The 13,968-nt window shown below is 61.8% G+C and carries 8 protein-coding genes; 7 read left to right on the top strand and 1 reads right to left on the bottom strand.

The window, feature by feature from the left end; all coding sequences use genetic code 11:
* The first annotated feature begins 82 nt into the window (after positions 1–82).
* From I6F17_RS14900 to I6F17_RS14870, 7 genes are all read left to right on the top strand, one after another.
* The gene (locus I6F17_RS14900; RefSeq protein ID WP_225131500.1) at positions 83–1,186 is read left to right on the top strand and encodes a glycosyltransferase family 1 protein; all 1,104 of its coding nucleotides are present in this window, start codon (positions 83–85) and stop codon (positions 1,184–1,186) included.
* Positions 1,187–1,439: 253 nt separating this feature from the next.
* Positions 1,440–2,576 carry a glycosyltransferase gene (locus I6F17_RS14895; protein WP_225131492.1) on the top strand — a complete coding sequence of 379 codons (1,137 nt, stop codon included), beginning with the start codon at positions 1,440–1,442 and terminating at the stop codon, positions 2,574–2,576.
* Positions 2,576–3,916, top strand: a complete 1,341-nt coding sequence (locus I6F17_RS14890; RefSeq protein WP_225131494.1) for a hypothetical protein — start codon at positions 2,576–2,578, stop codon at positions 3,914–3,916. Before I6F17_RS14895 ends, I6F17_RS14890 begins: the two co-directional genes overlap by 1 nt.
* Positions 3,917–3,946: 30 nt before the next feature.
* Positions 3,947–5,215, top strand: a complete 1,269-nt coding sequence (locus I6F17_RS14885) for a glycosyltransferase family 4 protein (RefSeq protein WP_225131496.1) — start codon at positions 3,947–3,949, stop codon at positions 5,213–5,215.
* Entirely contained in the window at positions 5,212–6,603 is a 1,392-nt protein-coding gene (locus I6F17_RS14880; protein ID WP_225131498.1) for a hypothetical protein, read from the top strand. Before I6F17_RS14885 ends, I6F17_RS14880 begins: the two co-directional genes overlap by 4 nt.
* Before the next feature lie 538 nt (positions 6,604–7,141).
* Positions 7,142–11,050: an RHS repeat protein gene (locus tag I6F17_RS14875; RefSeq protein ID WP_225190433.1), complete on the top strand. Its 3,909-nt coding sequence runs from the start codon at positions 7,142–7,144 to the stop codon at positions 11,048–11,050.
* Positions 11,051–11,300: 250 nt separating this feature from the next.
* The gene (locus I6F17_RS14870) at positions 11,301–12,425 is read left to right on the top strand and encodes an acyltransferase (protein WP_050991694.1); all 1,125 of its coding nucleotides are present in this window, start codon (positions 11,301–11,303) and stop codon (positions 12,423–12,425) included.
* Positions 12,426–12,450: 25 nt separating this feature from the next.
* Here I6F17_RS14870 and I6F17_RS14865 read toward each other — a convergent pair whose 3' ends face one another.
* Positions 12,451–13,917 (bottom strand): lipopolysaccharide biosynthesis protein, encoded by a 1,467-nt coding sequence (locus I6F17_RS14865; RefSeq protein ID WP_050991695.1) that lies wholly within the window; start codon positions 13,915–13,917, stop codon positions 12,451–12,453.
* Positions 13,918–13,968 lie beyond the last annotated feature (51 nt).

The following is a 13,968-nucleotide window of genomic DNA, read 5'->3' as shown; positions in this document are numbered from 1 at the left end:
TAACGATTGCTCACGTGCGGCTCCTCCACCGCGAGCTCCCCGCGAACCCGGCCGGAACTCCATGAACCATCGTGGTCCCCAATTGAAATTCTTCATCAACGGCCGCTTTCTGTCGCAAAAGCTCACGGGCGTGCAGCGTTATGCCGCTGAAATGGTCAAGGCGATCGACGTGCTGCTCGCGTCGGAGCAGATTCCGACCTCGCTGCGCAACGCAGACTGGCAATTGTTGAAGCCCGCGGATGCAAGCGAGGAACTTGATCTCGAGCGGATCAAGATTCGCGCTGTCGGCCGGCTGCATGGGCACGCGTGGGATCAAATCGATCTCGCCCGCGCTGCCGCCGGAGGCCGCTTGATCAGCCTGGCCAATTCCGGACCCGTCTTCCATCGCGACCACATCGTCGTGATTCACGACGCCCAGGTCTTTCGCAGGCCCGACTTCTTCAACTGGCGCTATCTGACCGTCCATCGCACGATGGGGCGGATGCTCGCCCGGCACGCAAGCATCGCAACGGTGTCGGGATTTTCCCGCAAGGAGCTTGCGGACGTGCTGAATCTCTCGGCATCGCGCATTCCCGTCTTCCCCAACAGCGCCGAGCACTTTGCAGCCACGAAGCCCGATCCCGGCATCCTGGCCCGACTTGGCGTTCAGCCGCAGAAGTTCTTCCTCTTCGTGGGCTCGAAAACCAAGAACAAGAATCTGTCCGTCGCGATCCGCGCCATCCAGCTGCTCGACCGGGCAGACGTTCCCCTGGTCATCGTCGGCGGCGACAACAGCAAGGTCTTTCAGGATAATTCGGGCGAAGGGGCTTCCGGCCTGGTGCTGGCCGGCCGTCTGACCGATAGCGAGATTGCCGCGCTCTATGCGCACGCATCGGCCTTCGTGTTTCCCTCCCTCTACGAGGGGTTCGGCGTGCCGCCGCTCGAAGCCATGATCTTCGGCTGCCCGATCATCGCCTCGAGGGCCGACGCCGTCGTGGAGACGTGCGGCGACGGGGCTGCGTATTTTGACGCCACGGATGCCGAGGCGTTGAAGCAGCTCATGCTCGAAAGATTGGCAATCGGCGCGATCTCGGACCAGGAACGCCGGCGGCAACAGGATCGCCTTGCACTCTATTCGTGGAAGAAATCGGCGAAGACGTTGCTCGATCACCTCGCAGTGCCGGCGAACGTCGCCAGCGCTGCGTGAAACGCGGCGCGGTTCGCCTATCGCGCGCAACGGTTTTTGCACAAACGGTTTGCAACTCGCAGCTCTTTGCCTGGTTCCATGATTCTTTTTCTTCGTTCTTGCGGTGATCGCAAGCACGAGCGCCTTGGCGCAACATCACCACATCGCTGCCCCAATATCGCTACGTATTCGAGGAACTGTGTTTCGCACTAGCGAACACAGAACAGGGATACAGATGTCCAGCTCTCCAACGCGGCCCTACGCAAGGCAAACGATGAAAGTGCTGCACATCGCCGAAACGATCCGTGGCGGGATCGCGAGCTATCTGAACGAGTTGCATCCTCAACAACAGGCCAGCTTCGGTGCCGAGAACGTACATTATGTCGTGCCGTCGGATCATCGGGGCGACCTCGGCGCAATCGATGACAACCAGATTACAACATTCGAACGATCCGGCCGCAGCGTCGCCGGCCTATTCCAGATGCTGCGTGCCAGCATGCAAGCGCTGGATGCCTTCAGACCGGACGTGGTGCACCTGCATTCTTCCTTTGCAGGGCTCGTGCTCCGGCCCGCGCTGGCAGCCCGCTCGGGCGGACCGCGCGTCGTCTATTGTCCGCACGGCTGGGCATTTTCTCGCGAGACCGGCCGCTTCAGTCATAAGCTGACGAAGACCGCGGAGAACCTGCTTGCGCGCACCTCGGACCGAATCATCTGCATCTCCGGCGACGAGTATAGCGAGGCGGTGCGCGCGGGAATTCCTGCCGACCGCCTCACCGTGGTCCACAACGGCATCTCGAAGAGCCGCACGCCGCAGCCCGTCGCGGCTGACTGGACCTCGAAGAAGGTCAAGGTGCTGTTCATCGGACGCCTGGACCGGCAGAAGGGGTTCGATCTGCTGATCGAAGCGGCACGCGCGCTCGAGGATGTGCTGGACGTCCGCATGATCGGCGCCTCCGTCGTCAACAAGTACGAAGGTCCGACCGTCCCGTCCAACGTGTCCCTGTTGGGCTGGCTCGACCGCCCGACCATCGAGACCCAGCTCGAGGCCGCCGACCTCGTCGTGATTCCGTCACGTTGGGAAGCCTTTGGCCTCGTTGCGCTGGAAGCGATGCGGGCGGCCAAGCCCATCCTGGCATTCCGTAGCGGCGCTTTGCCCGAGATCGTCGTCGATGGCGTGACCGGTGTGCTCTGCGAGCCCGTCGCGGTCCAGCCGCTCGTGGATGGTTTCCGGCGCGCACTCGATCTCGATCTCAAGGTGCTGGGGCAGCGCGGCTACGACCGGTTCAAGCAGCTCTATGACGTCGAGAAGACGCATGCGCAATTGCAGCAGGTCTATGTCGAGCTGCTTCAGGACGACCAACCCGTCGAAGCGAAGGCGGCGCTGCAGTCGGATCTCTCCAAGAATTTCTGATGGCTGCACCGCTCCCACGCACCTTGGTTCGCGACAGTCTCCGCCTCGCGAGCCTCATCGCATCCATTCTCCTTCCGGTCTCGGTCTGCGCACAGCAGGCGCAACCGCTCGATGCCCGATTCCTGCTCGGGGTCGGCACGCATCAGGGGCTGGGCGGCCCGGTGAGCGCGCGCGGATACGTGCCTTCGGAAAACGTCGCCCAGATCAAGCAACTCGGTCTCAATTCCTTTCGCGATGATTTTCCCTGGTCCGAGTTCGAGGTTGGGGGACGCCGGATGGGCTTCACACCCCGACTTGGCAGGCTCGAAGCGCAGGTCAAGTCCGGCGTCGCGCGCCCTCTCCTGATCCTCGCCTTCGGCCATCATCTCGTTCCGAATTCCTCGCCACCGACGACGGACGAGGCGCGGCAGCGGTTCGCCGATTATGCGGCGGCGGCGGCGCAATCGGTGGTGGCGCAGCATCCGCTGTTCGAGCTCTGGAACGAATGGAACCTGGCGGCGAAGAAAGATCCTGCGTTCTCGCCGGAAAACTATCGGGCGCTTGCCGAGGTCACGCGGCCGGTGGTCAAGCGGGTGGCGCCAAATGCGCCGTTTTTGGTCGGCGCGCTCGGCGACGATCTGGGCTGGACATGGACCGAGAAGATGTTGCGGACCGGCATTCTTCAATATGCGGACGGCGCCTCGATCCATCTCTACAATTTCTGCATGGGCCCGAGCAAACGCACCTCGGCCGAAATCATCGACAGGCTGACGGCGTTTCACCGCCTGGTCGGCCAGGCGAGCGGAAACCCCGATTTTCCGATCTATGTCACCGAGACCGGGTGGACCACGGCTGCCAGCAATAAATGCGGCGTCAGCGAACAAGCCCAGTCCGACAATAGTGCGCAGCTCATCTTGTGGGCATCGACCGCGGCGCGCTGGCTCAAAGGAATGTGGTTCTACGAACTCAAGGACAGTGGAAAGGACGCATCGGACCTGGAGCACAATTTCGGGCTCTACCGTTTCGACAATTCGCCGAAGCCCGTCGCCTGCGCGGTTCAGGGCGCCTGGGCTTTCATCCGCTCCAGCCTGAGCGCCGAGAAACGCGAGCTCGCCGGTGGCGTCGTGTCGATCAATGCAACGACGACGTCCGGCGGCAGAGTTGCGGTGTGGTCCGAGACTCCCGAGCGGCGTTACGAGGTCCGGATCAAGGGGGATCAGGACGGCGCAACCTTTGCGATGCCGTGCGACTCGGCCGCAAGACCTGCGTCCGATGCCTGGATTCCGGTTTCGACCACGCCGGTTCTCATTGCAGCTAGCAACGGTGCCATGCCCGCTTTGGAGATAAGGCCGGCGCGGTAAGCGCGATTTTGCAAAACATGAGGTTCAGTGATGAAAGTTCTTTTGACGTCCACGCTTTATCCGACGCCTCAGGCCCCCAAGATCGTCGGCGGTGCAGAGATCTTCGCGCGGCGCTTCGCCGAAGGCCTGGTGCAGCGCGGAGACGAGGTCGAGGTGATCCGGGCCGCATCGTCCCCTGGGCAGGAGCGCGAAAGCTGCAACGGCATCAACGTCTATTCCGCGCCGGTCCAGAACATCTACCGGCCCTTCACGGAGCAGAAGAACGCAGTCTTGCGCAGCATCTGGCACGCGGTCGACGACTGGCAGATGCAGGCCCCGCTGATCGCGGAACGTATCCGGGCCTTCAAGCCGGACGTGCTGCACTCCAACAATCTGTCCGGTCTCACCACCGCGATCTGGCGCGTTGCCGCCCAGCTCGGCGTCCCGGTGCTGCATACGCTTCACGACTATTATCTGACCTGCCCGCGCTGCTCGCGCTTCGACAAGGGACGCTCATGCGAGCACACCTGCACGAGCTGCGGGATCCTGACCTTCCATCGCAAGCGGGCGACGCACTGGCTGAGCGCCGTGGTCGGCGTGAGCGAGCGCGTGCTGTCCATTCACACCGACATGGGCATGTTCGCGGAGACGCCGATCCGCACCGTGATCCGCAACGCCTCGACCGAGCCGCCGCGCGAGCCCTACCCTCGCCCGGTCTGCACCACGGAAGTGACGTTCGGGTTCATCGGCCGGCTCACTGAGGAGAAGGGCATCGACAATTTGATGCATGCCCTTGCCATGCTGCCCCCTGACCGCATCCGGATGCTGATCGCCGGCCGGGTCAGCGAGGAGGAGCAACGCCGCCTCAGGGCGCTCGCACCGGATGCGCGTATCGAGTTCATGGGCTTCGTGGCGCCGGACGATTTCTACCAGCAGGTCGACGTGGTGGTCGCGCCATCGATCTGGCACGACCCTGGTCCACTCGTCGTCGCAGATGCCAAGGCGGCCGGCAGGCCGCTGCTGGGAACGCGCTTCGGCGGCATGCCCGAGGTGATCGAGCACGGCGTGACGGGCTGGCTGACCGAAGCCGATCCGCAATCCCTGGCCGACAGCATGCTCGCAGTTGCCTCCGATCCGCACAAGATCGACGAGATCAGCCGGCGCCTCATTGCGGATACCAACAAGTGGATATTTGCCGACGTGCTGTCGTCCTACAAGAATCTGTACGAGCAATTGCGCGAGCAGCGGATGTCGCGCGTGCGCGCAGCAACGACTGAAGCGCCGCGGGCCGTCGGCAAGGAGCGCCTCATTCCGAGATGACACGCCTCTTCGCGATGGCGGGCTACCTCTATCAGAGCGCCGCGGCGATCATCCTGATCTTCGCGATCAGTCATCTGTTGCCCGCCTCCGACTACACCAATTTCTCGCTGGCACTGGCCTCGAGCCAGTTGCTCTGCGTCCTGATGTTCGAGTGGCTGCAACTCGCCGGATTGCGTTTTCTGGCAGCAGCCGGGGAGAACGAGGCGGCGCGGCTGAGGTGGTCGCTCTTTGCCGCGGGCCTGTCGAGCGCAGGCGCGCTCGTCGTGGTCGGCGGCTGCGCATCTCTGGCCAGCGTACTCCCGGCCGGGATCATCGCGCTGGGCCTCGGCATCTCCGTGCTTCAGGGCCTGACCGACCTCTATTTGCTGTCGGTCCGTCTGTCCGACCGGCTGGGTGTCGCCTCCTCTCTCCTGGCGTTTCGCGCTACCGCCCTTCTGACCGGAGCCGCCGCGGGTGCGGCGATTTGGGGAGCGGCGGAAGCGGCGCTGCTCGGCGTCAGTGCGGGCCACGCCCTGGGCCTGCTCGCGGGGCTGGTGGCCTATCGCACCCCCCTGGAGCGCGTTCCGCTGCGGACGATGCTGGCCGACTGGAAGGATTTCTCCCGCTACGGCATGCTGGCGGCGGGTGCGTCCGTCATCCATCTCTCGGTGCCGGTGCTGCTCCGCTTCATCATCATCGGCCGGCTGGGCGCGACGGGCGCCGGCGCTGGATTTTCGATTGCGCTCGACCTGCTGCAACGCCCGTTCTGGGTCCTCAATGCAGCGATCCACACCGTGAGCTATCCCGATGTCGTGAAGGATTTCGAGCACGGAACCGTCATGAAGTCGGTGCAATCGACGCGGCGGATGTTCGAGTTCATGGTCTGCACGACCCTCGTGCTGCTCGGCGGTCTCGTCGGCTTCATTCCGGATGCAGCCCGTATCCTGGTGCCGCGAGAGAGCCTTGATGGCTTCCTGACGACGGCACCTGTTGTGGCCGTCTTCTATTTCCTGCACACGCATCTCCAGGCGACCGTCGCGGTCGTTCCGCACCTGGAGAAGCTCGCAACGAGGCTCGTGATCGTTGCGGCCGGCCAGCTCGCGATCGTCGCTGCCGTCGCGTTGGCCGCGGCATGGGCCGGCCTGTCGCCGCAACAGGCGGTCGGCTGCGCTTGCCTCGCCACGCTGGCAGCGATTCTGTTTGCGCTCGGTCCGACCCTGCGGTTCGAGGCATTCCCGCGCTGGTCACTGGTCGCGCAGGCGCTGGTGGCCGCCGTCCTGATCGGATCACTCGGCGCGATGCCGACCGAGCCCGCGACATGGCTTGCCGGCAAGATCGTGATCGCCGCGCTCGCAACGGCGATCGTCGGATGGCGCGGCGACTTTCTGATGCTGGCCCGTCGCGGCTAGCCCAATTCGCCGCATTCGGCACGGATCGGAACACAGCGGGCGAGCAACTGAGCCGTTGGGCCACGGCTCAAATTCAGGTCCCGGACGGAACCATTGCGCCTCCCCGATCAAACCAAGCGGTCATATCCGGGAAAATACGGATACAACCAGTGCGATAACATCTTTCAGATTGCCCGCCCATGAAAATGGCATCTGCCGACTCCCTGTGCCATCCGATGACGCAGACGAAAGAGTCGCACCCACCGCCGCGTTCGTATGACACGCTCTCAAGCCGAAGCGTTGGATCGAACGAGCACCGCTTGCGCATATATTTAGCAGCGTGAATCGTGGAAATCTTGAAAGCGCCTTTCTCGCGCCATCCTGCACGGGCATCGCATCAGCATTCTGCTGCAATACGAGTCGAGCTGTTCCTGCACAAGGAACCGCATTTCACTCGCGATTTGTAGCTTCGATTTTTATCTGAAATTCACACTCGACAGAGAAGCTTCGACGCAAATCCCTGCGAGCAATTTCGTTCGCGCTGAAACCCGAGTTTGCAATGCCTGATCAAACCATCCTGTCCGCCAGCAGCTTCATCAACTCCATCGGCGTCAACACGCACGCCGGTTTCGGATGGACCGGCTACAACAACCTCGCGCTGATGGCCGACAGCCTCGAGTATATCGGCGTCACCCATCTCCGCGACGCGATGGGGACGAACCCCGCTGCGCAGCCGGTCGTCGAGGGCCTGGCCGCCGCCGGCTACAAGTTCGACTTTCTGGTATCGTCTGCGCTGCCCCAGTCCGGTACGGTCGGGTTGCAGAACTACATCGCCTCGCTCCAGAAATTCGCGACGAGCTATTCGGGCAGCATCACCGCCATCGAGGGGCTCAACGAAGCCAATCACCAGCCCTTCAGCTACAATGGCAGCTCCAGCCTTTCGGCCGCGGCCCAGTTCCAGAGTGCGCTCTATCAGGCCGTCAATGCCAACGCGACGCTCGCCAGCATCCCCGTCTACAATCTGTCACTGGCCTACAACGATCCGCAAGGCTACAGCCAGCTCGGCAACATGTCGGGATCGGTCGACTATGCCAACGCCCACGCTTATGTCAGCACCGGCCTCAATCCGAGCAGTTCCATTGCGGCGACGCTGAGCGCCGTCATGGCCGCGGCTCCGGGAAAGCCTGTCGTCATCACGGAAACCGGCTACACCACGCAAAACAATACCCAGTATCTCGGCGCCAACGAGACGGTGCAGGCCAAATCGATCCTGAACACGCTGGTCGTCGCCTACAAGGCCGGCGTGAGTGCAACTTACCTCTACGAGCTGTTCGACCGCGACTCGTCTGCAGCCAACACCAATCCCGAAGCCAATTTCGGCCTGTTCAACTCCGACGGCACGCCCAAGCTCGCCGCGACGGCGATTCACAACCTGACGACAATTCTGGCCGACGACGGCAAGGGCGGCCTGCAGCCGACTGACCCATTGAACTACACGTTGAGCAACATGCCGGCCACCGGCAACAGCATGGTGCTCGGCAAGAGCAATGGCGCCTACGAACTCGTCGTCTGGGCCGAGCCGAAGCTCTGGAACGATGCCACCGATACCGAGCTGTCCAATGCGGCCCAGACGGTCACCGTGAACCTCGGCGCGGTCCATCACACCGTGAAGGTGTACGACACGCTGACCGGCACGACTGCGATCGCCAGCTACACCGACGTCAGCACCATCACCATTCCGGTCAGCGATCACCCTGTGATCATCGAGATCGACGCGCCCCCGACCACGCCACCCGCCCCGGACACAAGGACCAGCGTCACCGGAACGGCTGCGGAGATCGTGCCGCAACTGTCCGATCTGAGCGACTCGACGGCGCTGCAGTCAATCACCCTGACCGACTCCCACGTCCTGCAGGTCGCGTCGAAGGCGACCATGGACTACATGATCGCCCATTACGGCAACGCGCTCTCGAAGATCCAGGGCGGATACTCGTTCTCGGTGACGAACTCGGCGGCGACCTGGACCAGCACGAGGACTTACGATTCGAGCGGCAAGCTGCTCTCGAAATCCGACACCGGCCTCAATTCAAGCGGGCAGCCGACCTCGACCACCATCGTCCACAGCGACGGCTCCAAGGACGTGATCAGCTACACCGGCGGCGTGCAGACGAAATTCGTTCATGTCGGAACCGACGCAACCCGGACAACCGACACCTACAACACGGCCGGCACCCTGCTGAGCGAAGTCGTCCAGAAGCCCGACGGCTATTACTCCACCACGCTCTACACGAACGGCGTGAAGACAGCCGCCTACGTCAAGAACGCGGACCGCTCGCAGGACAACTATACCTACAACATCACGGGCAAGAGCTTCACCACCCAGGTGCAGCATCTCGACGCTTCGGGGAAGGTCACTTCGGTGATCCGCAGCCATGCCGACGGCTCGCTGGACTCGACCCAGGTCTACAATAGTGACGGCAGCAGCGTGATCACGTTGTACAGCGCCACGGGAGTGAAACTGATCGAGACCGCCTACCATGCCGATCGCAGCAAGGATGTCTGGACGTACAACATCAAGGACCAGAACTATACGACCCAGCACGACGTCTACGATTCGACCGGATTCCTCACGACCCTGACGCGCCTGCATGCCGATGGCAGCCTGGCCTTCGAGCTGATGCAGACCGCCGACGGCACCAAGACGACCAACTGGTACAATGCCGCCGGCAGCCTCACCAGCGAGGTGGTCCAAAAGGCCGACGGCTTCGCCTCGACAACCCTCTACAGCAACGGCGTCAAGACGAAAGTTTACATCAAGAACGCCGACCGTAGTCTGGACAATTATGCCTATGGCATCACCGGCCAGAGCTACACCACGCTGATCCAGCACATCGATCCGTCCGGCAAGGTCACGTCCGTCACCCGCAAGCACGCGGATGGCACGCTCGACTATACCCAGGTCGTCAACAACGACGGGAGCAGCGTCGTCACCATCTATGACTCGACGGGAGTACGGACGAAACAATCCGAGTACCACGCTGATGGCAGCAAGGACGTCTTCCTCTACAACATCACCGGCCAGAACTACACGACCGAACACAATGTCTACGATGCAACCGGCTTCCTCACGACGCTGATCCGGAAGCACGCGGACGGCAGCATGGCGTTCAAGCTGGTGCAGAGCAAGGACGGGACCAAGACGACGGACTGGTACGATGCCAAGGGGGTCCTCACCAGCGAGGTGATCACGAAGGCCGACGGTTACAGCTCGACAACGGTCTATACCAACGGCCTGAAAACTGCGGCCTACATCACCAATGCCGACCTGAGCCAAGACAATTACACCTACAACATCACCGGGCAGAGCTATGCCACGCAGCACCAGCATCTCGATCCGACCGGCAAGACGACGGAGGTGACCCGCTGGCACGCCGACGGCACGCTCGACTATACCCAGGTCGTCGGCAGCGACGGTGGCAGTGTCGTGACCAATTACGACGCTTCAGGCCTCAAGAAGACACAAACCGACTATCACTCCGACGGCTCGAGGGATGTCTATCTCTTCAACGTCATCGGTCAGAACTACACGAAAGAGCACGATACCTACGATACCACCGGTTTCCTTACGCACATCGTGCGGACCCACGCCGACGAAAGCCTGGCATTCACCCTTGTGCAGAGCGCCGACGGCACCAAGACCTCGGGCTGGTATGATGCCAAAGGAATTATCACCAGCGAGGTGACGACCAAGAGCGACGGATACAGTTCCACCACGGTCTACACCGGCGGTATCAAGACCGCTGCCTATATCAAGAACGCCGACGGCACGTCGGACAACTGGAACTACAACATCACAGGCCAGTCCTACACGACGCAGCACCAGCACCTCGATGCCTCGGGCAAGATCGTCGAGATCACAAGGACTCACGCCGACGGCACTCTGGACTATACCCAGGTCATCAACAATGACGGCAGCAAGCTGACCGACATCTATAACAGTGCCGGCATCAAGACCCAGGAGATCGCCAGCCACGCCGACGGCTCGAGGGACGTCTTCCTGTTCAACTTCAACGGACAGGCCGGCGTCACGCAGCACGAGAGCTACAACACCGCCAAGGCGCTCGAGTTCATCGATCAGACCAAGTCCGATGGCACCCACAACGTCACGGCCGTCGCCAGCGGCGTGACGATCCAGGGCGGGGCCGGCAATGACGTGTTCTCGGCGGCGCCGAACTCGACGACCATCGCGTACGACCACGGCCAGGACCAGATCCTCAACTTCCAGGCCGGCAGCGGGACGACGCACGACACGATCGCGATCTCGAAACTGCTGGCGGAGGACTACAGCCAGCTCCAGATCACGCAGTCCGGCACGAACGCGCTCATCACGTTCTCGGCGACCGACTCGATTCTGCTGAAGAACGTCTACGTCTCCAGCCTGACGAGCCACGACTTCGTGTTCGTTTGAGCCGGTGAGACCTGCCCAAACGGGCGCCAACGTCGCTGGGGGCCGGGACCATGTCCCGGCCCCTGATCGCTCGTTGGTCGGGCGCCTGCCTCATCGATGAGCAAAGGGCTCTCTGCCATCCGCAATTGGATGAGCCCCATGAATTCGGAGGGATCGTCGGGTTGTGCCGCCATCGGCCGCCGCGCTTGCGAACTTGCGTCACAATTCGTCTCTAGAAGAGCGACGAAACGTGCAAGGAAACCGAGCCCCGATGGAAGCCAGTGAAGCAAGACGTTTTGTCGTTCTCGACTTCTACCGCTTCGTCGCCGCGCTCGGGGTCTTCATCTTCCACCTGAAGCTGATCGACAAGGGCATCTCACCGGCCTGGAACGGGTCCTATGGCCTGTTCGTGGACATGTTCTTCATCCTGTCCGGGTTCGTGATTTCCTACTCCTATCCTTCAAGCTCGACCGGCCTGCGCTCCTATGCGCGCTTCCTCATCAGGCGGATCGCGCGAATCTACCCCTTGCATCTGCTCACATTGTTGATATTCGCGGTCCTTGCTCTCATGGGCATATCCGGTCCGACCTCGCACGCGAGCTGGACGGATTTCATTCAAAACCTCTTCCTCGTGCAGGCGTGGGGTATCACAGATCATCTCAGCTTCAACTCGCCGGCTTGGTCCATCAGCGCCGAGCTGTTCTGTTACCTATTATTCCCATTGTTCATGCTGCTGGCCGGGAGGATCTCGCCGCTGATGCTGGCGATCATCGTCGCGCTCTCTTACGGCATCCTTGCCCATGCTCACCTGCCGATCTGGCAGGAACGCTCTCAGATGTACGGGGCAACTTTCGATTTCGGGATGTTACGGGCGCTTCCGAGCTTCCTGAACGGGATTCTCCTAACCGTCCTGTTCAGGCTCTCGAGCGACTATCGCAAGAAGCCGGTTGCATTCGCCGGAATAGCGCTGTTTGCCGTCTCGGTTCTGGTTCTCAACTTCTTTGCCAAGCCCGACCTTGCAATCATACTGTTCTCTCTCGCGATCCTCGTCACAGCCACGGGAGAAAGCGCCTTCGCGCGGTTTCCCGGCTCCGATTGGCTCGGCCGCCTCGGCAACACGTCATATGCCATCTACATGATGCACGAAGTGCTGTTGATCCTGCTCTTCAAGCCGGCCTGGCACTATTTCGGACTTCAGCCAAGCATGTTTCCGGTGTTTGCATTGGTCTGCTGCATCGTTCTGACAGTCGTTGCCGACGTGACATATCGCTACGTCGAAGATCCCGCTAGAAGATTGATCAACCGGCTTGCGCCTGGCGGGGCAAGATCAGCCCGCGTCCCGAAGCCCGAGCCGCTCGATCTTGCCGAGGCCAGACAGGCGGCCAACGCAAGCTAGCTGGTGCGTGCAGGCCGAATTCTGGCTAAGTCTTAGACGATCGCCGCACACGACCCCAGACTTCCTGGCATATCCGCACCACGGCCGGCCGGGCGACCGCCATGACAACGGCAAGATAGACCGAAGAACCAAGCAGCACGAGCACGGCGAGACGCAGCCATGGCGACGTGGCCGGCATGGTAATGGAGGCAGCAACCACCGCGCATGCCATCACTGCGGAGCCCGCAAGTGCGGGCATCAGCGCCGCGGCATAGGGCCTGATGCGGAGCGACAAGATCCGCATCGAGGCTCCGGCGGATAGTGGATACAGCAACAAGGCGCGAACGACGTAGCCGACAGCGATCGCGATAAGGCCAAATGGCGCAGCGACGATGAAGATCGCTATGTTCGAAACCGCGTATATCAGCGTCAGCCAAGTCTGCCAGTGCGGTTTGCCGAATGCCAGGATCACCGAGTGATTGTAGAGGCCGATCGTGGTCAAGAACCCGGTGATCGACATGATCGCGAGTAGAGGGGCGGCCTCGCCCCACTTGGATCCGAAGAAACCGACGATGAGATCCGGTGCCAGAGCCGCTATGCCCGCGAAAAGCGGGGCCGTCAGCAGTGACGTGTACTTGACGAAGTCGACCAGCGTCGAACGCGATGCTTCCCGGTCATGCTGGAGGCCAGCGATGGTCGAAAAGAACACGCGGTTCAACGCATTCCCGATCACGGTACTCACGGCGTTGACCAGGCGCTTGGCGAGGCTGTAGAAGCCCGCGCCGGCGGCGCCGGTATACCAAGTGACGAAAATCAGATCGGAATTGGCATTGGCAAAGTTCGTGATTCCCGTCAGTGCCACGTAGCGCGCATAGCTCAGGAGATCGATAACAGCCTGCCGGCTGACCCGGAGCCGAGGGCGCCAGGGCGTCAAGACCCAAAGGCTGACCAGCGAGATCAACGAAGTCGAGACGAGTTGTCCGACCAGCGCAACGACCCCGTAACCCTGTATCGCCAGCGCGATCCCTACGGCTCCGCCAACCGAGATTGAAGAAAGCGAACGGATGGCGAGGGATCGAAAGAGTTGATTGCGCGTCAGCCAGGCTTCGTGCGTCCGTGACAGGCCTTGCACGGCCACCACGATGCAAAATCCCTTGAGAACGATGGCAAGATCCGAAAGACCGGAGAATCGTTCGATGGCGCCGCTCGAGGCGAACAGTGCGAGTGCTGCAAACAAGGAGAGGCCCGCGATGAGCCAAAACGAGGCAGTGTAATCCTCATCCTTCGGATCAGGACGCGCCTGGACGGCAATCGCGATGCTCTCGATCAGGACTGCCCGGCAGAACTCGAGCGCCAGCGCTCCCGTTGCCACGATGCCGAGAATCTGCGGCGACAGCAGCCGCGCCATGATCATGTAGATTGCGAGCGTGAGCGCCTGCCCGACCGCGGAATCGAGCGCCGACCAAATGACGCCCGAAACGATCGAGCGCGGCTTGATAATCTCGTGGCGCAATTGGAAGCCTGTCACAATTCGGGGTTAGATCGACATTCGTCGAGAGCCATT

Origin of the sequence: Bradyrhizobium sp. NBAIM18 (assembly GCF_020193825.1) — a bacterium.
GTDB classification, from domain to species: domain Bacteria; phylum Pseudomonadota; class Alphaproteobacteria; order Rhizobiales; family Xanthobacteraceae; genus Bradyrhizobium; species Bradyrhizobium yuanmingense.
The sequence above is the reverse complement of the archived record's forward strand: the minus strand, read 5'-3'. Positions and strand labels throughout refer to the sequence as shown.

Excerpts from the sequence above, each read along its gene's own strand:
- I6F17_RS14880 (WP_225131498.1), top strand. The coding sequence starts at position 5,212 with ATGACACGCCTCTTCGCGATGGCGGGCTACCTCTATCAGAGCGCCGCG.
- I6F17_RS14885 (WP_225131496.1), top strand. The coding sequence starts at position 3,947 with ATGAAAGTTCTTTTGACGTCCACGCTTTATCCGACGCCTCAGGCCCCC.
- I6F17_RS14895 (WP_225131492.1), top strand. The coding sequence starts at position 1,440 with ATGAAAGTGCTGCACATCGCCGAAACGATCCGTGGCGGGATCGCGAGC.
- I6F17_RS14890 (WP_225131494.1), top strand. The coding sequence starts at position 2,576 with ATGGCTGCACCGCTCCCACGCACCTTGGTTCGCGACAGTCTCCGCCTC.
- I6F17_RS14870 (WP_050991694.1), top strand. The coding sequence starts at position 11,301 with ATGGAAGCCAGTGAAGCAAGACGTTTTGTCGTTCTCGACTTCTACCGC.
- I6F17_RS14875 (WP_225190433.1), top strand. The coding sequence starts at position 7,142 with ATGCCTGATCAAACCATCCTGTCCGCCAGCAGCTTCATCAACTCCATC.